17 protein-coding genes are annotated in these 20,478 nt (G+C 45.6%); 9 read left to right on the forward strand and 8 right to left on the reverse strand.

Annotated elements, in window-relative coordinates:
• The first annotated feature begins 51 nt into the window (after positions 1-51).
• On the forward strand, positions 52-3,204 hold the full coding sequence (locus tag ACSX1A_RS05845) for a transglycosylase domain-containing protein (protein WP_439882686.1): 3,153 nt from the start codon (positions 52-54) through the stop codon (positions 3,202-3,204).
• A gap of 173 nt (positions 3,205-3,377) precedes the next feature.
• Here ACSX1A_RS05845 and ACSX1A_RS05850 read toward each other — a convergent pair whose 3' ends face one another.
• The 6 genes from ACSX1A_RS05850 to ACSX1A_RS05875 form a co-directional block, all read right to left on the reverse strand.
• A complete protein-coding gene (locus ACSX1A_RS05850; RefSeq protein WP_439882687.1) occupies positions 3,378-5,132 on the reverse strand; it encodes an amino acid permease in 1,755 nt (584 codons plus the stop codon).
• A gap of 33 nt (positions 5,133-5,165) precedes the next feature.
• Positions 5,166-7,103 carry a KUP/HAK/KT family potassium transporter gene (locus tag ACSX1A_RS05855; RefSeq protein WP_439882688.1) on the reverse strand — a complete coding sequence of 646 codons (1,938 nt, stop codon included), beginning with the start codon at positions 7,101-7,103 and terminating at the stop codon, positions 5,166-5,168.
• Between the two features lie 60 nt (positions 7,104-7,163).
• Complete coding sequence (locus ACSX1A_RS05860) at positions 7,164-7,817, reverse strand: DedA family protein (protein ID WP_439882689.1); 654 nt, start codon at positions 7,815-7,817, stop codon at positions 7,164-7,166.
• 123 nt (positions 7,818-7,940) lie between these two features.
• On the reverse strand, positions 7,941-8,303 hold the full coding sequence (locus tag ACSX1A_RS05865; RefSeq protein WP_439882690.1) for a hypothetical protein: 363 nt from the start codon (positions 8,301-8,303) through the stop codon (positions 7,941-7,943).
• A gap of 225 nt (positions 8,304-8,528) precedes the next feature.
• Positions 8,529-9,038 (reverse strand): hypothetical protein, encoded by a 510-nt coding sequence (locus ACSX1A_RS05870; protein ID WP_439882691.1) that lies wholly within the window; start codon positions 9,036-9,038, stop codon positions 8,529-8,531.
• Between the two features lie 129 nt (positions 9,039-9,167).
• On the reverse strand, positions 9,168-9,548 hold the full coding sequence (locus ACSX1A_RS05875; protein WP_439882692.1) for a hypothetical protein: 381 nt from the start codon (positions 9,546-9,548) through the stop codon (positions 9,168-9,170).
• A 244-nt stretch (positions 9,549-9,792) separates the two neighbouring features.
• On the opposite strand from ACSX1A_RS05875, the gene ACSX1A_RS05880 reads away from it, so the two are divergent.
• On the forward strand, positions 9,793-10,236 hold the full coding sequence (locus tag ACSX1A_RS05880) for an EamA family transporter (protein ID WP_439882693.1): 444 nt from the start codon (positions 9,793-9,795) through the stop codon (positions 10,234-10,236).
• Between the two features lie 105 nt (positions 10,237-10,341).
• Here the strand turns inward: ACSX1A_RS05880 and ACSX1A_RS05885 are convergent, their stop codons facing one another.
• Positions 10,342-11,613 (reverse strand): MFS transporter, encoded by a 1,272-nt coding sequence (locus tag ACSX1A_RS05885; RefSeq protein ID WP_439882694.1) that lies wholly within the window; start codon positions 11,611-11,613, stop codon positions 10,342-10,344.
• 476 nt (positions 11,614-12,089) lie between these two features.
• On the opposite strand from ACSX1A_RS05885, the gene ACSX1A_RS05890 reads away from it, so the two are divergent.
• The 7 genes from ACSX1A_RS05890 (at position 12,090) to ACSX1A_RS05920 (ending at position 19,847) form a co-directional block, all read left to right on the forward strand.
• Positions 12,090-12,395, forward strand: coding sequence for a hypothetical protein (locus ACSX1A_RS05890; RefSeq protein ID WP_439882695.1), 306 nt, complete (start codon positions 12,090-12,092; stop codon positions 12,393-12,395).
• A 177-nt stretch (positions 12,396-12,572) separates the two neighbouring features.
• Positions 12,573-14,342 carry a chloride channel protein gene (locus ACSX1A_RS05895; RefSeq protein WP_439882696.1) on the forward strand — a complete coding sequence of 590 codons (1,770 nt, stop codon included), beginning with the start codon at positions 12,573-12,575 and terminating at the stop codon, positions 14,340-14,342.
• Between the two features lie 61 nt (positions 14,343-14,403).
• Positions 14,404-15,486 carry an efflux RND transporter periplasmic adaptor subunit gene (locus ACSX1A_RS05900; protein WP_439882697.1) on the forward strand — a complete coding sequence of 361 codons (1,083 nt, stop codon included), beginning with the start codon at positions 14,404-14,406 and terminating at the stop codon, positions 15,484-15,486.
• A complete protein-coding gene (locus tag ACSX1A_RS05905; RefSeq protein WP_439882698.1) occupies positions 15,483-16,742 on the forward strand; it encodes an ABC transporter permease in 1,260 nt (419 codons plus the stop codon). The genes ACSX1A_RS05900 and ACSX1A_RS05905 overlap by 4 nt, the downstream gene beginning before the upstream one ends.
• A gap of 1 nt (position 16,743) precedes the next feature.
• Positions 16,744-17,424, forward strand: coding sequence for an ABC transporter ATP-binding protein (locus ACSX1A_RS05910; RefSeq protein ID WP_439882699.1), 681 nt, complete (start codon positions 16,744-16,746; stop codon positions 17,422-17,424).
• A gap of 248 nt (positions 17,425-17,672) precedes the next feature.
• The gene (locus ACSX1A_RS05915) at positions 17,673-19,625 is read left to right on the forward strand and encodes a PAS domain-containing sensor histidine kinase (protein ID WP_439882700.1); all 1,953 of its coding nucleotides are present in this window, start codon (positions 17,673-17,675) and stop codon (positions 19,623-19,625) included.
• A gap of 36 nt (positions 19,626-19,661) precedes the next feature.
• Positions 19,662-19,847: a hypothetical protein gene (locus ACSX1A_RS05920; protein WP_439882701.1), complete on the forward strand. Its 186-nt coding sequence runs from the start codon at positions 19,662-19,664 to the stop codon at positions 19,845-19,847.
• A 149-nt stretch (positions 19,848-19,996) separates the two neighbouring features.
• On the opposite strand, the gene ACSX1A_RS05925 is transcribed toward ACSX1A_RS05920, so the two are convergent.
• A complete protein-coding gene (locus tag ACSX1A_RS05925; protein ID WP_439882702.1) occupies positions 19,997-20,287 on the reverse strand; it encodes a F0F1 ATP synthase subunit gamma in 291 nt (96 codons plus the stop codon).
• Positions 20,288-20,478: the final 191 nt, after the last annotated feature.

Below are 20,478 nucleotides of genomic sequence, written 5' to 3' on the forward strand. Positions count from 1 at the left end.
CAAATACTTAACCTCCCAACCTCAATATTATAACAAGAAAAGAGTCCAACGATGGTAATCAACAACTACCGTCCCATCCACAAGGACAAGGAAGAAAATAAACGTGGGTCCATCTTGAAATGGATAATAATTTCCCTGCTTATACTTACAGCAGGGGTTGCCATTGCTGCTGTCGCCTATGAACTACATACCTCCAGACTACAGTCAGCGGAGGTATCACGTTATGCTTCAAAACTTACCTATAAATTAAATGCCGGCCCGAGTGACGCCATCATTTTTCCTGAAAACGGCCCTTTTGACAAACGCCTCGGTTATGTGCAGTTGCCCAAACTACTTGACAAGGTACAGTCACAAGGCATGAGCATCGAATACCAGACCAGGTTTTCACCTGAGTTGCTGGATTATACTTCAAAGGGTTTATTTGTACCATTTCAGGAAAAGAACCAGACAGGCCTGCACATTGTAGATGCAAGTGGTGAACCGATCTATCACTTTAGTTACCCCCGACGAATTTACCCTGATTTTCAGTCTGTGCCATCCCTGGTTGTGAAGTCCTTGTTATTTATTGAAAACAGGGAGTTGCTTGACCCGGAGAGGCCTTTTATGAATCCTGCAGTAGATTGGGGCCGCTTTACAAAGGCTTCGATGCACGAAGCTGCGAACTTGCTGGGATTTGATTATAAAACAATTGGTGGCAGTACGCTAGCAACGCAAATAGAAAAATACCGGCATTCGCCATCAGGTTTAACAAGTAGCCCACGCGAAAAACTCCAGCAGATGGCTTCCGCTACTGTACGTGCTTACCAGCAGGGGCCGGAATCCTTGCCTGCCCGTCAGGACCTGGTATTGTCGTATGTAAACACTGTTCCCCTTTCAGGTGCACCTGGTTATGGCGAGGTACACGGAATAGGCGACGGACTTTGGGTTTGGTTTGGAAAGGAATTCGAAGAAGTGAACCATATACTTAACCTGCAGGGGGCCACCGGGGATACTCTTAAAGCTCAGGGGCAGGCACTTCGTCAGGTGCTATCACTCATGATCGCGCAAAGGCGGCCTTCTTACTACCTGGGAGGATCAGGACATGCTGAATTGAATACTTTAACGGGTGGGTATCTGCGACTGTTAGCAAAAAACGGCTACATCACTCCAGAACTTCGGGATGCAGGTCTTGCCCATGAAGTACAATTCCGTGATTTTAAAACCAACCCGGCTGTTGCACCCAAGGATACAGACAAGGGCGCACTTATGGTAAGAACCCATTTATCTGGTTTGCTAGGGGCTCCGTTATACGACTTAGACCGGTTTGACCTGGCAGCAACCAGCACCCTCCAAAGCGACTTGCAGGAACAGGTAAGTCTTTACCTGAACAACCTGAATAAACCTGATTTTGCCCGTTCTGCCGGAATCCTCGGAGAGCATATGCTTACAGAGGCTGGTACACAGGGGGTGCGCTACAGCTTTACCTTATTTGAGCGTACACCGCAAGGCAACCTGGTACGTGTTCAGACAGATAACACAGATCAGCCCTTTGATATTAATGAAGGTAGCAAACTTGAACTGGGTTCTACTGCAAAACTCCGGGTATTGGTCACCTACCTGGAGGTGATCGATGAAATTCACAAACGCTATGCTACACTTTCGCCACAGGAGCTTCGCAAGGAACTGGGGCAGCCACATGACAATCTTACCCGTTGGGTACTGGGCTTCCTGCTAAGTTCAAAAGATAAAAGTGTTGAAGCTACGCTTGCCGCTGCTCTGGAACGCAGGTATTCTGCAAGTCCGTATGAAGCCTTCTTTACCGGCGGCGGACTACACCGCTTTCATAATTACCACAATGAGGATAATGGCAGACGACCTACTGTAAGGGAAGCATTTTTACGGTCTATCAACCTGCCTTTTGTCAGGCTGATGCGTGATGTTGTACGTTATAGTACCTACCAGAATGTAGGGGATGCTGCACGCCTGTTGTCCGACGGCACAGACCCCCGAAGAAAGGAATACCTCACCCGCTTTGCTGATCGGGAAGGGAAGGAGTACCTGCTGCGTTTCTGGCACAAATATAAGGGTAAGCCAACGGATGAACGTTTTGAAAAATTGCTTAGTGGCATGCGGCTCAACGAGGTGCGCTTGGCTGCTGTTCATCGTTTTCTTTATCCGGCTACAGACTCAGTAACCTTCTTTAAAATGCTGAGAACACGCTTACCAGAAGAGAGATTAACAGATGAACGTGTCAGTGAGCTATACCACATGTATGGTCCGGATGCTTTTAACCTGTCAGACCAGGGATATATTTCACGGGTTCACCCACTGGAGCTCTGGTTGCTTAATTACATGCAGCATAACCCTGAAACTACCTGGCCTGCTGTTGTAGAAGCGAGCGCCGATGCACGGCAGGAAGTATACAAATGGTTGTTCAGAACAAAGTATAAGAGTGCGCGCGACTCCAGGATAAGGACGATGCTGGAACTGGAGGCTTTTGACAACATAGAGCAGCGTTGGCAAAAACTGGGTTATCCATTTAATCATTTAGTGCCATCATTGGCTACAGCTTTGGGGTCTTCAGGCGACAGGCCAGAGGCGCTGGCAGAGTTGATGGGCATTATTATGAACCAGGGTGTGCGACAAAGAACACTCCGGATAGAAGGGTTGCATTTTGCTGCGCATACACCTTACGAAACATCGCTCAAGTGGCAAAAGCTGGATGGAGAGCAGGTCATGGCTCCTGAGGTTGCAACTGCTGTTCGCACTGCCTTAACAGAAGTTGTGGACCAGGGAACCGCACGCCGCCTGGAGGGTGGTTTTACAAAATCTGATGGAACACCTGTGATGATGGGTGGTAAAACAGGTACAGGAGATAACCGCGTTGTTACGCTGAGTGTTCGTGGACATCGCATCGCATCACGTTCCATAAACCGCACTGCAACATTTGTGTTCTTCCTGGGAGACAAGCATTTTGGCGCGCTTACAGCATATGTGCCCGGTAGCGAGTCAGCAGATTTCCACTTTACCTCTTCGTTACCGGTGCAAGTGCTCCGAAGTATGGCCCCGATAATTGAGCCTTACCTTCAAACAGACCTTAAGACCATTTCTGATGAAGAACTTGAGAAAGCTAAAGTAAAGGAACAGAAGATAGTTGTTTCAAATGACGGCAAAGTACCTCAGGATGTCCTTACTACTACTGCCTTGCCACAATCGGTGCAATAAACAAGATTACAGGTCCTTAAAAACAGAGTGCCACAGGCTATTACCTGTGGCACTCTGTTTTTAAGGACCTGCGTATGTAGAATCAGGATTAAAATTCTGCAGCCTTGATAAACTAAGCAGTAAATAGGTAGGTGCTTAAATTAAAAAAACTCCTTTACGACCTTTTTGAAAGCCTATATAACCTGTCTTTCTGCTAAGGTATTGCTGTGCAGTTTGCTGTTTCTGTAGCCATAGGCAAAGTATATTATCAGGCCAAGTACGAGCCAGATCAGGAAGCGGCTCCAGTTGGTAATGCCCAGTTCAGTCATCAGGTACAGATTGGTAAGCAAACCAAGAACGGGTATAAGCGACAGGTTTTTGTTAAATGTTACAACAGTTAGCACAGTAGCAGCCGCAATAAAACCTAGTAAAGGGAGTTTGTGTTGCAGACTTTCCCAGCCGCCGTTCATGTTAAAAAAGGCTTCTACTTCGGTACTGCTATACTTCATTAACAAAGCGATAGCTATCAGCACCAGTAAGGGTAATACATACTTGCCATTTATGTAAGGAACTCTGAATCCTTTGCTGATTGAAGTAGATTCTTTTTGTTTTTCTTCCAGTAGAAGTATGCCGCCACATACCAGTACAAATGCAAACAGGGTACCAATACTTGTCAGGTCGGTCACTTCTGTCAGGTTCATGAATAAGGCCGGTACAGCCACTACAAAACCTGTAACAATGGTGGCGAAATAGGGGGTTTTATGCTTTGGATGTATGCGTGAGAAGGCGCTTGGTAACAAGCCATCGCGGCTCATTGTCATCCAGATGCGTGGCTGCCCGTATTGGAATACAAGTAGAACGCTTGCCATAGCAACCACTGCACTTACGGCGACAATTCCGGCAATGGCATCTAACTTAACCCGAGTAAATACAAAGGCCAGCGGGTCTCCGACAGCAAGTTCATTAAATGGCACCATACCTGTTAAGATCAACGCTAGAATAACGTATAAAACCGTGCAGATAATCAATGAGAAGATCATGGCTCGGGGCAGGTCCCGCTGCGGGTTCTCACATTCTTCGGCAGTAGTAGAAATAGCATCAAAACCAATGTAGGCAAAGAACACCGCTGATACGCCTTTCATTATACCTGTCAGTCCGTTAGGTGCGAAAGGAGACCAGTTATCCGTATTAACATAGAAAGCCCCCACACTTATTACCAGTAGAATAACGATCAGCTTAAGCAGCACCAGCAGGTTTGCCGTACGCTTAGACTCTTTGATGCCTGTATATACCAGATAAGTGATCAGAACCGTGATTCCCAGTGCCGGCAGGTCGGCAACCAGCTTGATGCCACCCACAGCGGGGGCATGTAGCCAGGCCAGGTAAGCCTCCTGAATGTTTGCCGGTAAGGTTGTAAGCGTTTCCCCTTTAGCCAGTAATGCTTCTGCAACCTTATAGCCACGGGAGGCGGAAAGGTAATCCATCGTCAGGTATTCTGGCAGGCCTATGCCTATACCGTTCAATACGGCAGTAAAGTAATCGGACCAGGAAATGGCAACGGCAATATTACCAATGGCATATTCCATGAGTAAGTCCCAGCCGATGATCCAGGCCACCAGTTCTCCAAAAGAGGCATAAGCATACGTATAGGCGCTGCCAGAAACTGGTATAGTAGAGGCAAACTGTGCATAGCACAAGGCTGAAAACCCACAGGCAACTGCTGTAAATATAAAAAGCAGCGAAACACCCGGGCCACCAGCTGCACTGGCATTACCGATGGTACTGAAGATTCCGGCTCCAATAATTGCAGCAATGCCAAAGGCTACCAGGTCTTTCAGGCGCAGGCTTCGTACCAGGTTCGTGCCGTGTATGTTGCCATCTCTTTCGTAATCAGCCAGTAAAAGATCGGTACTTTTTCGGCGCGTAAGATTATTAATGAAGTTTCTCATTTTAAAGCTGTATCACAGCCATCCTTATAAAAACTAAGTGCTAAGTCTTTTGAGTTTAGGTAATTGCGCCGGCATAATAACCAATGGCACTTTTTCTACTTTAACAGAACTGGTATCCAGGCCAAACCATTTGCTCTCGGAACTGGTGTATTCTTTAATATTAAAGTACCACTCCATAATGAAGCGCTTTTTCAGAGGCAGGTCATTCTCGTAAGAGAGGAACTTCTCAAGCACAACAAACCGGAAGTCCCCGATCAGGTGCTGTTTGTTAAGGGAGTAATAGCGGCTGGTAATATCTACTTCTCCATTTCCCACCAGTTCTTCTACTACTTTCCTGAAAAACAGGTTAATACGCTGTTCTATCCTGAACCCAAGCCTGAAATCAACCCGGATAACGGCATCGTCTGCAATTTTCCGCACCTTGTATTCTGTTGTAAAAGGCTCATCTGTTGTCTCCACGTGCACAAACCAATAAATATCAGCCCGTTTTGGTCGTCGCTGGAATATGGAGTAAATGATCTTCGACTCGATTTCCTTGGGATGCGGGGCACTGGTCATAAAGACCAGGTGCGTGGCATACTTCGGCACCGATTCATCTGCACTAAGTTCTTTTAAAGCCGGGATATATTGCTTCAGGCGTACATATTCTGTTAGGCTTCGCTTGATATCGAAAGCATTGATCCAGATGTACATGATCGTGAGTAACACGCCGCCAATGAGTAAAGACACCCAGCCCCCATGAGGGAATTTGCTTAAGTTAGCCACTAGGAAGGCAAGCTCAATGGCCAGATACACAGCCAGGAAAATAGATACCAGAACCCTGGACTTACACTTCGTGTAGAGGTAATAGGACATCAGGATGGTAGTGGAAAGCATAGCCATGGTAATGGCCAGTCCATATGCTGCTTCCATCTGGCTTGATTCCCGGAAATACAGCACTACCCCAATACAACCCAGCCAGAGGAGCCAGTTAATGCTTGGCACGTAGAGTTGTCCTTTCTGGTTGGTAGGGTAGATGAGTTTTACTTTAGGCCAGAGGTTCAACCGGATAGCCTCCCCGATCAGGGTAAAAGAGCCTGTTACAAGCGCCTGGCTGGCAATAATGGCGGCTATGGTGGCAACCGTGATACCAAGGAGTAAGAACCAGGCAGGCATGATGCCATAAAATGGGTTCTCATGAAGCACATTACCTTCCTGCGTCATCAGCCATGCTCCTTGCCCCAGGTAGTTTAACAGCAAGCTTAATTTTACATAGGTCCAGCTAAACCGGATATTGGGGCGGCCACAATGCCCCAGGTCAGAGTAAAGCGCCTCCGCACCTGTAGTACAAAGGAACACTGCCCCCAACAACCAGAAACCTCCCGGGTAGTTTACCAGCAACTGGTAAGCATAGTATGGGTTCAATGCCTGTAAGATCTCCGGATGATGAATTACAGAAATAGAACCCAAGGAGCCCAGCATAGTGAACCAGATGAGCATGATCGGTCCGAAAGCTTTTCCTACTATCTCCGTTCCGAAGCGCTGCATCAGGAATAATCCGGTAAGGATGGCCAGTACGATGGGTACGGTTGGCAGATCAGGGTAAAGCATCCGGAGGCCTTCGATCGCAGATGATACCGAGATAGGAGGTGTAATGATGCCGTCAGCTAAAAGGGCCGCACCACCGATCATAGCAGGCACAATCAGCCAGGCTGCTTTGCGCCTTATCAGGGTGTACAACGAAAAAATGCCCCCTTCACCGTTGTTGTCTGCCTGCAGGGTCAACAGCACATACTTAACTGTTGTTTGCAACGTGAGGGTCCAGAATACACAGGAGATTCCGCCATATACCAACGCGGCAGATATGGGAGCATCTCCGATAATTGCTTTCATTACATAAAGGGGAGATGTACCGATGTCACCGTAAATAATGCCCAGTGAGATCAGGATTCCTGCTGTGGAAACGGCGTTGCCCTTTGTTTTAAAACTCATTAATAGATTTGTAAAATGTAAAATACCCCCTAAATGAGGCAAAAAGAATTTGGAGGAAGCCTAAAACTGCCTTCGTAATTTAAAACGCTGTCTGAATAAACTTACAACTGGTGGCAGCATAGAAACTGCGATGATGCCCAGTACAAGGAAAGAGAAATTATGCCTTACAACAGGCATATTACCAAACACAAAGCCCAGCATTATAAAGACACACACCCATAGAAGCGAGCCAGCCACGTTGAAATAAAGAAAGCGCCTGTAATTCATCCGGGCCATACCTGCAACAAATGGCGCAAACGTACGCACAATAGGGATAAAGCGGGCATAAATAATTGTACTGCCGCCGTAACGCTCGTAAAAAGCTTCCGCCTGCCGGATGTGGCTTTGCTTGAGAAACCAATAGTTTTTATCATAAAACTTCTTCCCCAGCTTACTTCCGGTGTAGTAATTGAATGAATCGCCGAGTATAGCTGCTACACAGAGCAAAGCTAAAAGCATGACCAGGTTCAATCCTGAAGAAGGAATAGCTGCCAGTGCGCCCAGGGCAAACAATAAGGAATCGCCGGGCAAAAAAGGTGTTACCACAAGGCCTGTCTCGCAGAAAATGATCAGGAACAGGAGGAGGTAAATCCAATGGTGATACTGACGCAGCAGCTCTAGCAGGTGAAGGTCAATATGTAAAATGAAATTGAGGAGTTGCTGAATTAGCTCCATAAACTAGTCCCTTTCGGGAATTCAAATATTATGTTAAATGTTGCCAGGCTTACCTTGTCAAGTATAGACTGCATGAGTTTTTCCGCGGAAAAGGGGAAAAGAGAATTCGGGAAATGAGGAGAATTAGGGTCCTTTGCTTAAGGGGATTCGCAGGCCACTATCGCCTTTTGAGCCAGGAAAAGGGCAGATATCTCCCTCCGTAGATGATGATGTTGGATATAAAGCGGCTAACAGCGTGTGCAGGCAGGGGAGCAATACAGCTTTATCGAGCTGCAAAACAGCCGCTGCGGTATTACCGGATACCTCGCCGGCAATAAGCACAGACTGAGCAGGTGAAGTGGCTGACAGATCTTCCTGGTGGCTTACAGCTGCTAAAACGGCGGCTTCAACGGAAACAGGAACGCTTAAAGCAAATACACAGCTCAGCAGTACTGCCAGCAGTGTGTAGATCTTTCTAACGTGTTGTTGCGAACCTGTACATTTCATCGCGCAAAGGAATGGGGTAGTTCCGATTAAAACAATAGGGTATGGCAGTTATTTTAAACACATGTAAGAAGTGTTATATAAAAACTCTGCCTGCTTTGCTTTTCCAAAGCTTTTAAATGTGAAATCAACAGCATCATTAGCCGCATACTAACAGTGGTCCGAAAATTTTCGTTCCGGACCACTCCTGAGGGTTTTCTTTCTCAATTGCTAGTAAAGCATGATTGCCTATGCATAGACCTGGCCTGGCAAGGCTGGTGATTTTACAGCTATATGTGCTTGTATGATGTTATTCCATTTTTCAGAAAGCAGAAGCTCATTGCTGAAATTCAGGTTTTCCTCCTTGCTGTAAAACTCTATAAACTTCGCTTGCTGCTTAGGAGTGCGGGTGTGTAAAGCCAGATCTACACGTTCAATTACTTTATTGCCGCCTGAGTCTGTACTTGTTTTACTTATCCCGCTCTTAATAATTTCCGCCAGGTCTACCAGCTCCTGCTGCTCATTTCCGGCTTGGTTGCGGGTGTACAACAGCTTCTTTTTTTCAGTATCAATTCCTATAGCATAAAAAGGCTCCCAGAAATCATATTGAGTAATCGTTAACTGCTGCTGCTCTCCCAGCTTAATGAAGTCTTCTATTATTTTATTCTTTTTTGCCTTTTGTACATGTTGTACATAAAGTATAGGCACAAGGAAAAATGCCACAGAAACGAGGCCTATAATTACTGTTTCGAAATCCATCTTTGTTTTTTGGTAATAGTTTACAAAATCCTGCCTTAGCCAGTAACATAGTAATATGCCCGGGAAAGCAGGTTTATCAAATATTTAAAAGCGCATGCCCCACAGGGCAAGCCGAAAACAAAGAGGTAACTACCAAAAATACTGGAAAGGGAAAATTAAGCTATACCCGCTGAGGCCCTGGCAAAAAGACCCTGTGTGAGCCAGGTATTGCGAGGCAAGGCTGTGTCTGCAAAACTCAAGCGCATAAAAGGCATTTAGAAAGCCAAAAGCTTGATCTTTAGCGTTTGGTGCAGGGGTTTGATTTATAGGGGCTACCTGGAGCTCATCAGCTTTATGCGAGAATAGGAATTTTACCTGCTCACTCTGCGAAAAGCTTGTTTCAGCTGCCTGTGTCCCTTTTTTTTCTGCTGAAGCCTGGTAAATGTCTTTGCAGGCGACTTCCTGTATGCTGGCAAATGACAGCATTGTCGTAAATAGCAGGAGCAAAGAAGATTTAAGCAGGTTTCCCATGCGCCAAATGTACTGCCAAAGAGGATAATTCAAACAAAAGCAGAAATATATTTTTTCCGAATATCCAATCAAGTATATATCCTGTGTTATTATCTGAGTCGTACTGTTATTTTATGATGCTTTAAGGTTAAGGAGGATAGTAGGATGTATTGCCTGCACAAGTTGATAAGTAGCTTTAATTAAACTTTTATACTTTGTACCAGTATGGTGTGGTAGCTGTCAATGTGCTGTTGGCTACGACTTTTTGTATAATTTACTCCAGATCTATGGTGCTATGTGGTGGATCTACGCTTTACTTTCTGCATTTTTTGCGGCATTAACAGCCATCTTAGCTAAGATCGGTGTCTCCAATGTAAACTCTGATCTTGCCACGGCTATTCGTACGGTAGTGATCCTGGTCGTAGCCTGGGGCATAGCCATGGCACGGGGAGAGGTGAAAGGCTTACAAGCAGTTTCGGCAAATAGTATGCTGTTCCTGGTTTTATCCGGATTGGCTACAGGGCTTTCATGGATATTCTATTTTAAGGCATTAAAGTTAGGTAAGGTATCCCAGGTGGCCCCGGTTGACAAGTTGAGCATCGCCTTGACCATTCTGCTTTCGGTGGTGATCTTAAAAGAGGTGCTCACGCTCAAAGTAGCTTTAGGGGCCTTGCTGATTATAATCGGTACATTGGTGCTTATTCTCTGAACTGGCCGGTGTATACGGAGTGTAGTACACTTCCCTTATTTCAGGTGCTGCAGAAATACCGAACTACCTGTTCTTTCACAAAGCAGCCCTGGGCTGGCTCAATTTTTAATTCCGTTGTAAATTCACCCTGCTAATGTCACATTCTTTACTGTGCCAAAGCTGTTTCCGGGTGCAGCACATCCGGATTTCTGAAAGAACTCCGGATGCAGCAGTAAGTAAGGCAATACCTGCAATCACGGCACTTATGCCAAATATATCACTGAATACCCCGGCAGCTACCGCACCAGCCACATACCCGAAATCGCGCCAGAAACGAAATACGCCAATGGTTTGCGGCCGCTCATCGGGGTGGGTGTTCTCAGCCACAACAGCCAGGAAATTTGGATAAACCAATGCCGTGCCTGCACCTAAAACGGCAAGGACCGCCACCAGTAGTTGGTAGTTATCAGCCAGCAACAGCATGCCAATAGCCACTCCCTGTAGCATCATACCCAGGCTAAGCAACTGCTTCTTGCAAAGCACATCTCCAAGTTTGCCTGTAATTAACTGGCCAAGCCCCCAGACGGCAGGATATATGCCCGCTAGTAACCCTGTTTCAGCTAAGGAATATCCCTTTGAGATGATCAGTACCGGCAATAAACCCCATAGCACGCCATCGTTCATGTTATTGATAAAACCATTCAGCGTTACGGAGCCAAGGTTGGGATGCCGCCAGGTGGTATCTTTCCAGATGTTACGAAGCAATGGCAGGTTGCTCTGCACAGATTCGGTTTGTACATGTGCCCGTGTGTCACGCACGAAAATGGCCGTTAACAGCAAGCCTGCCATCGAAAAAAAGATGCCGGGTAAAAAGGCGTAGGTGATCACACCTGACTCAGAAGCAATATAACCAGCTAGGAAAGAAACCAGCCCGACCGCCAGGTAACCGGCAGACTCATTTATACCCATGGCCAGCCCACGGCTTTTCTCTCCTACAAGGTCAATTTTCATGACTACCGTTGCAGACCAGGCTAAGCCCTGGTTAATACCCAAAAACAGGTTGGCAACTATTACCATCCACCAATCAGTAGCATAAAGGAGGAGCCAGGGCACAGGCAAAGCAAACAACCAGCCGTACAACAAAAGTTGCTTGCGTGTATAGCGCTTCGATAGCCTGCCCATAAGCATATTAGCAAGTGACTTAGCAATACCAAAAGCAACTATAAATGAAAGCAGGGCTGTATTTCCGTTTAAGCTGAACATACTTTCGGCAAATTCCGGTATCACAGACCGCTCTAACCCTACCATCGCTCCAACAAATCCATTTACCAATACCAGGAGCCAGAACTGGCCTGCGTTTTCCTTTAATCCTAGCTTTATACTTGTTTCTGATTTCATTGGCATGTTCAATTACTGTAATAGCAATTCAGGTTGCGGAGTAGTAACTTCAAAATTTATAAACGGGCCTTGCACCTGTAAGAAAAGCACCGGGTAAATAAACTTCGAGCAGCTCTGTCTCTTCAGGCAGTACCAAACTATACTGATCATGATCTTTCAGAGGGGTTCACCAGGATTTATTTCTGGCAACCTTACAAAACTATAAAAAAAGAGTTTGGGGTTCAGTGACTTTGGTCACGTACTAAAAAAGGTTAGTTTTCAAGTGGCTTGCTAAAAGAATTCAAGTTAGCTGGTGAGGCCAGGTATTTGCAGGCAGCTGTTTTAAATTGATTTTGCTTAGGGCAACCTGCAGAACCAAATGCATGTTTCAGGTGGCTAAAAGAGTAGAATTAGAAGAAGCATTATGACATGAATGAGCTGAACACCGTAAGTGAGGGTAATCACTTGATGTAATATTATAATATATAGACGCAGGTATGAAGGCAATTGAATTGAACGAGAATAATTCAACGCTGATAATTTCAGGTAGTCAAGCCACCAGGAGTATCGATATTAAAAAAGTTACCGTGAACAGGTGGCCGGCGGCAGATGACAGTTTAAAAATGCTGGTGCTCGATGAAAAGGATGTGCCAATCTATAGTCAGGTTATGGAAACATCGCAGGCAAGGCAGGGTGGCACAATAGAGGTTGATAAAAGGTTTGTATTCTATGATCATCTTTCGGTGCAGTTTATCACTGAAAGGGAAAATAGTGGATTTGATGTAACGCTAAACTTTATCTGAGCAAGGCCTCGAGATCTGGTACAGGTAACCTGGCTTCCTTGCAAAATAGCATTGACTAGGAGAGGCACACACTAATTTTTTGATGGGGCCTGTTAGCAAAGGCGTGTAAGGTTAATAGAATGCTTTTTGCAGTGCATATTAATTTTGTAGCTTTGAAAAACAGGAAGTGCCATAGCAATGAAGCATAAATTAAATCGGTTCCAACTGGCATTTTTCAGATGGCGCAGAAGGCAGAGCAATAACCGGATCATGCCTTTTGTTCTAAGCGTTTTGGTGGGCTTAATTGTAAGCGTTGCAGCAATTCTCATTAAAACCATCATCTTCTACATTGAGCAATACGCGGTTTACTTCGCTCCGCACCTCCTCAACTTCCTGTTGCCCCTGATCGGCTTTCTGCTGGTAACTTTCCTTAACCGCAACGTATTCAGTAAAACCGCCTACTTCAGCGGTGCCCGAAATGTAATTGAGTCCATCGAAAAAAACAGCTCCATTATTAAGTTCAGGCTTATTTACTCCAAATTCGTGACAACAGGCCTGACCATTGGCTTTGGTGGTAGCTCAGGGGTAGAGGCCGCCATTATCTCCAGTGGGGCAGCCGTGGGGTCTAACGTGGGCAGGATATTGGGGCTGGGCTATCGGTTACGTACGCTTCTGATCGGTTGTGGCGTTGCGGCCGGAATATCTGCGGTCTACAATGCACCCATGGGAGGCTTTATCTTTGCCCTCGAAACGATTCTCCCCGAGTTCACACCCACGCTGCTTATCCCGCTCCTGGTTGCCGCTGCAGCCGGTAAAATACTCTTTGAGTTCATTATGGGGCAGCACCTGCGGTTTGAGGTTCCGCTCACCGATTTTGTGTATGAACAGATCCCACTGGTGATCCTGCTCGGAGTGTTTGGCATGCTCATGTCAAATTACCTGCTTAAAACTTATAGCTACTGTGCCGCTTACCTCTCACGCATAAAAAACGCTTACCTCAGGGCACTTATCGGAGGGGTGGCACTGGGCAGCATCATTTACCTGCTGCCGCCAATGTATGGCGAGGGGTATGTAAGTATAAATGCTTTGCTCAATTCAGAAGAGCGTTCGCTGATAGTGAACTCACCGCTGGCTGCACTGCCCAGCACCATCTGGCTGAATTTTCTTTTCTTTTTCCTGATCACGATGGTCAAGCCAATTGCCACAGGTATTTGCGTTAACTCAGGCGGGGAGGGAGGATACTTTGCACCTTCTATCATTACAGGAGGTTTTATGGGGTTCCTGTTCTATAAAGTTGCAGTGCTGGTTTTCCCGTTTTATGAGCTAAGTTCTTCAACCTATATGTTCCTCGGGATGGCAAGCGTTTTTGCCTGCATTATGAATGCGCCGGTAACGGCTATATTCCTGGTGGCAGAGATCACACAGAGCTATCAGTTGTTTGTGCCGCTTATGCTGGTATGCGCAGTTTCTTATTTTCTCAAATATTACGTAGAGAACCTCAGTACAAAAGTGATACAACCAAAGGGGCAAAGCAAGGCCTTAAGGATGGACCGTATACTCCTAAACCAGCTGGATATCAGGGAGCTCATCGAAGAAGCGGATACTTCTGTGGAGGAAGGCTCTCCTTTCCGGAATGTAGTGGAAGTTTTTGCGAACTCAAACAGAGATGTGCTGCAGGTGCTGGACGGCGAAGGAACACTGGTCGGTACGATCGCTTTGAGCGATATGCGAAAACAACTGGGCGACATTTCGAATTATGATACCTTAACAGCAAAAGACCTTATGCAGCCTCCTAATGTTACTGTGGATATAGATGAATCGGCGGCAACTGTCCTGGATAAATTCGATGAAAGTAAACTCTGGTCGCTGCCGGTAGTGCGTAATGGTAAGTTCAAGGGCTTTATTTCAAAAAGCAGGCTGTTGACGCAATACCGTAAGGAGCTTACCCGCGTGAACAGGTTTTTTTAGCAAACAGGCATAAACGCTGCTTGTTTTAATTTCATTAGCTAAACCATAAGTATAGATTTTCATGAAAGGATACCTGCTACTTGTTTTCATACTTTTGATCCTGGTATCCTGCGGAGCTAAACAGGAGAAAACAAGTCCGACAGTGGAGGATATTTCTGAGTCTGTTTATGCGTCGGGGGTAGTAAAAAGTAAAAACCAGCACCTGGTGTATCCTAAAGTAAGTGGCATTATACAGGAACTGTACGTTACCGAGGGCGATGTAGTGGCCGAAGGTGCCCCGCTGATGAAACTGGATAACGAGGCAGCAAGGTTGAGCACAGAAAATGCCCGTATCGCAGCCGAATATGCCCGGGTAAGCGCCAACGCCGAAAAGTTAAAAGAACTACAAGCCTCCATAGACCTTGCCAGGAGCAAAAAACAAAACGATTCTCTGCTGCTGGTCAGGCAGCGGAACCTGTGGGCAAAACAGATAGGCACCAAGGTAGAACTGGAGCAGCGTGAGCTCAACTACAAAAATTCTGTTACAGCCTATAAGTCGGCCTTGCTCCGTTACAACGACCTGAAAAAGCAGCTGGACCTTGCAGCGAAGCAGTCGCAGAAAAACCTGCAGATCAGCCAGACCATGACGGATGACTATACTGTAAAAAGCGAAACCAAAGGGAAAATATACAGCGTTCTGAAAGAGGAAGGGGAGATGGTGAGTCCGCAGGTGCCGGTGGCAATTATCGGCGATGCAGATGATTTTATAGTTGAGTTGCAGGTAGATGAATTTGATATTGCCAGCATCAAACCCGGCCAAAAGGTACTGCTTAACCTGGATAGCTACAAAGGGCAGGTATTTGAGGCAAAGGTATACAAAGTGAACCCGGCGATGAACGAACGAACGCGGTCCTTTACAGTTGAAGCCAGCTTTACAAAAGCGCCCCCGGCACTCTTTCCGAACCTTACCACCGAAGCAAACATTGTTATCAAGGTTAAAAAAGATGCCCTCACAATACCGCGCGAATATTTACAGGACGGATCTTACGTAACGACCGAAGACAAGGAGAAGGTAAAAGTTAAAACAGGACTGAAAGACTATCAGAAGGTTGAAATAGTGGATGGACTATCGAAAGATGCCATTTTGGTGAAACCGGCAAAATGAACAGCAAACTAATTTTAGGCATAGCTAAATCGCTTTTGTTAGCCCGCTGGCGGCAGACCCTGGTGGCTGCCGTAGGGGTTACTTTCAGCATTGCGATGTTTATCACCCTGCTGGGATTTATGAATGGCCTCAATGACCTGCTGGACGGACTGATACTGAACCGAACGCCCCACGTACGCCTCTACAACGAGATCAAGCCGACCCAGAACCAGCCGGTCAATGCTTCAGAAGAATTCAAGGATTCATATAATTTTATAAACTCTGTTAAATCCGGCTTTGCGCGGCAGGAGATCTACAACAGTGGACCGATCATGAAAGCCGTGAAAGCCGACAAACGTGTTTTAGGAGCGGCTCCTAAGCTAACCGCACAAGTGTTCTTTAACGAAGGCACCATCGATATCACAGGTATTATCAATGGCATAGAGGTGGAGGAGGAGATGCGGCTGTTCAACTTCCAGGATTATGTAACTGCCGGTTCGGCCATAGACGTAAAAAACGTGTCGAATAGCATTATACTTGGCAAAGGCCTTGCCGATATCCTGATGGCCGACATTGGTGATGTGGTACAGGTCACAACGGTACAAGGTGAACGCTTTCCTTTGAAAGTGGTAGGGTATTTCCAATCAGGTATACAGGAGATAGACAAAGTACAGAGCTATGCATCTATCGGTACAACTCAAAAGCTTTTAGGGAAGCCTGCCAATTATATCACGGACATACAGGTAAAACTGAATGACATTGAGCAAGCCCCTGCAGTGGCAAAAGAGTATGAGCAGCTTTTTAATGTTGATGCAGAGGACATACAGACGGCCAACGCTCAGTTTGAAACAGGAAGTTCTATCAGGTCGCTTATTTCATATGCCGTTGGAGTGACTTTACTTATTGTAGCGGGCTTCGGTATCTTTAACATCCTGAACATGATGATCTATGAAAAAATGGACTCTATCGCCATATTAAAGGCTACAGGTTTTTCCGGCAGCGATGTAAATAAAGTGTTTCTGGTAATAGCGCTTAGTATTGGTTTTTTCGGTGGCATGGTTGGCCTGGCGTTTGGTTTTGTATTCTCTCTGATCATCGATAGCATTCCGTTCAATACGGCTGCTTTACCCACCGTAGAAACATACCCAATTAACTATAACCCTGTTTATTATTTCATTGGCGGGTCTTTTTCATTGATCACCACCTATTTTGCAGGTTTTTTTCCGGCGCGCAAAGCCAGCAGGGTAGACCCTGTAGAAATTATAAGGGGCAAATAACATGCAGGATACCATACTAGAGGCAAGGCATATCAACAAAGAGTTTCACGACCCGGTTACGGTACAGGTGCTCTCTGATATCACTTTTTCGGTAAACAGGGGGGAATTTGTTTCTGTGATCGGAAAATCAGGCTGCGGTAAATCCACGCTGCTCTACATACTATCAACAATGGATACAGATTATTCGGGGGAGTTGCTGATAGACCAGGAGGTTATGACGGGGAAAAAAGATGTGGAACTTGCCCGGATACGCAATGAGATGATCGGCTTTGTTTTTCAGTTTCACTACCTGCTCAACGAGTTTTCGGTACTGAAAAACGTGATGCTGCCCGGCTTGAAATTAAATAAGTATACTGAACAGGAACTGGAACACCGGGCCCTGGAGCGCCTCAAGATGCTGGGTATCGATCATTTGGCTACTAAGAAAGCATATAGGATTTCGGGAGGCGAGAAGCAGCGGGTAGCCATTGCCCGCGCACTTATCAACGACCCGCTTATTGTGATGGGAGATGAACCGACAGGTAACCTGGATACTTCTAACAGTGACATGGTTTTTGATATTTTCAAGGACCTGGCCCAGGTGCATAAGCAGACATTGCTCATTGTAACACACGATGAAAGCTTCGCAAGAAATACAGGCCGCATCATTGAAATGGAAGATGGCAGGATCATACGGCATTAAAGAAAAATGAATGGCCCTCTGCTGCATAGTAGCAAAATCAGAACATGCTTGCCGTATCAGCTATTTTAGCAGGCAAAACACAAGCGGGTGAGGCATTAAAAGTTTCACTCCAATTTTGGTTTATTCGTATCTTTATTCGTTAGCTTTACGCCGGATTTACTATTCATGGTAACAGGGGAATACCCTTAAAGTTTGCTTTATGCCTGTTCAGGCACAAATTTTTATTGTGTTATTAATACCAATCTACAATGAGCCTAGAATCTGACACTGTTTCATCTTTTTCTCCGGATGAAAAGTTGCACGATAAAAGTGATGTCTTACTCAATAGTATCATTGATTACGCTATTTACTTAGTTGATCCAGCGGGGTATGTTACAACCTGGAACACAGGAGCCAGTCAATTAACTGAGTTCGAAGCAAGTGAGATCATCGGCAATCATTTTTCCAAATTATTTACTTCTCAGGATAGGGAAAATGAGTACCCTTCAAAAATGCTTACAGAGGCTAAAGCCCGGGGCAGGTTTGAGGATGAGGGTTGGCGCGAAAAGAAAGGGGGAATTGTTTATTGGTCAAATGATATTGTCCGACCTGTTTATAACCAGGATGGAAGGCTAACGGGCTACTCTATCGTAAGCCGTGACATATCTGAAAAGAACAAAGCCAGGGATGATTTTTACAGAGCATTCCAGGAGCTGAAGCAAAGCGAAGAAAAATTCAGAATGCTGGTAGAAGGTGTATCTGATTACGCCATATTTATGCTGGACCCGGCAGGTAATGTGGTTACCTGGAATGAAGGTGCCCGCAAAATGAAAGGGTATGAAGCGAAGGAGATCGTTGGCAAACACTTCTCTAAGTTTTACAGCAAAGAATCTATTGAGAATCGCTTCCCGGATTATGAGTTGAAACAAGCCAGTGAAAAAGGAATTTTTGAGGATAATGGCTGGCGCTATCGAAAAGATGGTTCTGCTTTTTGGGCCAATACCTTGATAACAGCTATTTATAACGACCAACATGAACTGATCGGTTTCTCAAAGATTACCCGCGACCTGACTGAACGGCTTATAATGGAGCAGCAGTTGTACCGGATGAATGAGGAACTGAAGGACAGTGAAGAGAAAATTCGACTGCTGGTTGATAGCGTGAAAGATTACGCCATTTTGATGTTGACTCCCGAGGGCAATATAATGAGCTGGAACGAGGGGGCAAAGCGAATCAAAGGGTATACAGCTGACGAGATTATCGGTAAAAACATTTCTACCTTTTACACACGCGAAGCCATCGAGGAAGGATTCCCGCAATATGAGATGAAAAAGGCGCAGGAGTTGGGGCACTTTGAAGATGAAGGCTGGCGCATACGTAAAGATGGAACAGCTTTCTGGGCAAATGTTATAATTACTCCTATCTATAATTCTGAAAACAGGCTTCTTGGTTTTGCTAAAATTACCCGCGACTTAACGGAACGGCGGCGAAATGAAGAACTGATGTTAAAGAACAACGAACTGCTCAAGATCAATAACGAACTTGACAGCTTTGTATATGCCGCTTCACACGACCTGAAGGCTCCAATTATCAACCTGGAAGGCCTTCTGGACGCACTCAAAGAAGATCTTGGCGATGACATTCAGAAGTATGAGACGCTACTTCAACTGATGGGTGGCTCGGTAAGTGCGCTTAAAAACGTTATTACGGATCTATCAGATATTACCAAACTCGACTTTGTAAAAGCTAATGTTGAAAGTATAAACATTCCTGCTTTGCTGGAAGAGATAAAAGTGGATCTGGATGGCCTGATCAACAGAAGTAACGCAGATGTAAAGATCGGGTCGCTTGACTTTGAGGAAATAAAATATTCGCGAAAAAACCTGCGCAGCATTATTTTCAATCTTTTATCGAACGCCATTAAATACGCTGCCCCACATCGGGTTCCTGAAGTTTCTATCAACACAATTATTTCGGAAAACGGCCAGTACGTCTTATCTGTGACAGACAACGGCTTAGGCATACACCAAAGCCATACGAATAAGATATTTTCACTGTTTAAGCGTGCCCACGACCATGTTGAAGGATCTGGCGTTGGGTTATACCTCATAAAGCGCATACTGGATAATTCCGGTGACAGCATTTTAGTGGATAGCAAAGTGGGAGAGGGCTCTACGTTTAGCGTTTATTTTAATCAGCAGGTTAACAAAGCCGGCGCCTGAGTTTAGCAGGACAGAATTGCTGAAAGTGTTAGTACTATGGAGATGACAGAAGAAGAGTTTGATAAAAAATATACCGATACACTGGACCACTTGCTAAAAGCTATGGCTGAGAATCCGGATATAGACCCTGCTAAATTCTTTGGCATGACCTGTATTCTGGAAAACCTGCGTTTCTTTAGCCCGGTTCTCTATGGGGTTATTTCCAGCGGAAAAAAGAAGTAAGAATTCCAATTTCCTGCTGAGCTGCACATTTAGTATTGCCATCATCCTGTGAGCTACTTCTTGTTCATCGCCTCAAAACCCGATATTACATCAAACAGCTCCTCATCAATGGCATTCTGCCGGAGCCGGTTGTAAGTATGGCGCACATCCTACAGCAGTTCTTTTATGTTCTTCTCAGCACGCTGCATGGCAATCACGCGGGCTGCGTTCTCGCTGTTGAGAGATTCTGCACAGGCTTTAAAAAGCGTAACGAAAACATACTCCCCGATCAGGGATTTCAGAGTAGTTTCAGGGTTGATCACCTGGGGGTTCGGGTGGTTAGGCCAGGGTTGAGAGGTCATCTCATGTAACCATCTATCATCGAGTGGCAGTATCCGCTGGCTTTGTGTTGAGTATATTCCGTTCGGGTTCGGACGATTATGGAAAATGTTTGCAGCCACGCTCCAGCGGCACCAGCACTTCGATCACTTTAATACCCGTTTCAAATATCCCGGAGCAAGGTGTTGAGCGGAGGGACACCATTCTCAAACCAGGCATCCACCACGCTTCCGCGTATGCTGACCACTTTGCCTGGACTGGAATTGGTTTTCATCATCACATATTCAAATCATTATAGATTATGTAACGTTTA

Source organism: Pontibacter sp. MBLB2868 (assembly GCF_051904785.1).
Lineage (GTDB): Bacteria > Bacteroidota > Bacteroidia > Cytophagales > Hymenobacteraceae > Pontibacter.

Coding starts and splice junctions, on each gene's coding strand:
- ACSX1A_RS05845 (WP_439882686.1), top strand. CDS start 52: ATGGTAATCAACAACTACCGTCCCATCCACAAGGACAAGGAAGAAAAT.
- ACSX1A_RS05850 (WP_439882687.1), bottom strand. CDS start 5,132: ATGAGAAACTTCATTAATAATCTTACGCGCCGAAAAAGTACCGATCTT.
- ACSX1A_RS05855 (WP_439882688.1), bottom strand. CDS start 7,103: ATGAGTTTTAAAACAAAGGGCAACGCCGTTTCCACAGCAGGAATCCTG.
- ACSX1A_RS05860 (WP_439882689.1), bottom strand. CDS start 7,817: ATGGAGCTAATTCAGCAACTCCTCAATTTCATTTTACATATTGACCTT.
- ACSX1A_RS05865 (WP_439882690.1), bottom strand. CDS start 8,303: ATGAAATGTACAGGTTCGCAACAACACGTTAGAAAGATCTACACACTG.
- ACSX1A_RS05870 (WP_439882691.1), bottom strand. CDS start 9,038: ATGGATTTCGAAACAGTAATTATAGGCCTCGTTTCTGTGGCATTTTTC.
- ACSX1A_RS05875 (WP_439882692.1), bottom strand. CDS start 9,548: ATGGGAAACCTGCTTAAATCTTCTTTGCTCCTGCTATTTACGACAATG.
- ACSX1A_RS05885 (WP_439882694.1), bottom strand. CDS start 11,613: ATGAAATCAGAAACAAGTATAAAGCTAGGATTAAAGGAAAACGCAGGC.
- ACSX1A_RS05890 (WP_439882695.1), top strand. CDS start 12,090: ATGAAGGCAATTGAATTGAACGAGAATAATTCAACGCTGATAATTTCA.
- ACSX1A_RS05895 (WP_439882696.1), top strand. CDS start 12,573: ATGAAGCATAAATTAAATCGGTTCCAACTGGCATTTTTCAGATGGCGC.
- ACSX1A_RS05900 (WP_439882697.1), top strand. CDS start 14,404: ATGAAAGGATACCTGCTACTTGTTTTCATACTTTTGATCCTGGTATCC.
- ACSX1A_RS05905 (WP_439882698.1), top strand. CDS start 15,483: ATGAACAGCAAACTAATTTTAGGCATAGCTAAATCGCTTTTGTTAGCC.
- ACSX1A_RS05910 (WP_439882699.1), top strand. CDS start 16,744: ATGCAGGATACCATACTAGAGGCAAGGCATATCAACAAAGAGTTTCAC.
- ACSX1A_RS05915 (WP_439882700.1), top strand. CDS start 17,673: ATGAGCCTAGAATCTGACACTGTTTCATCTTTTTCTCCGGATGAAAAG.
- ACSX1A_RS05920 (WP_439882701.1), top strand. CDS start 19,662: ATGGAGATGACAGAAGAAGAGTTTGATAAAAAATATACCGATACACTG.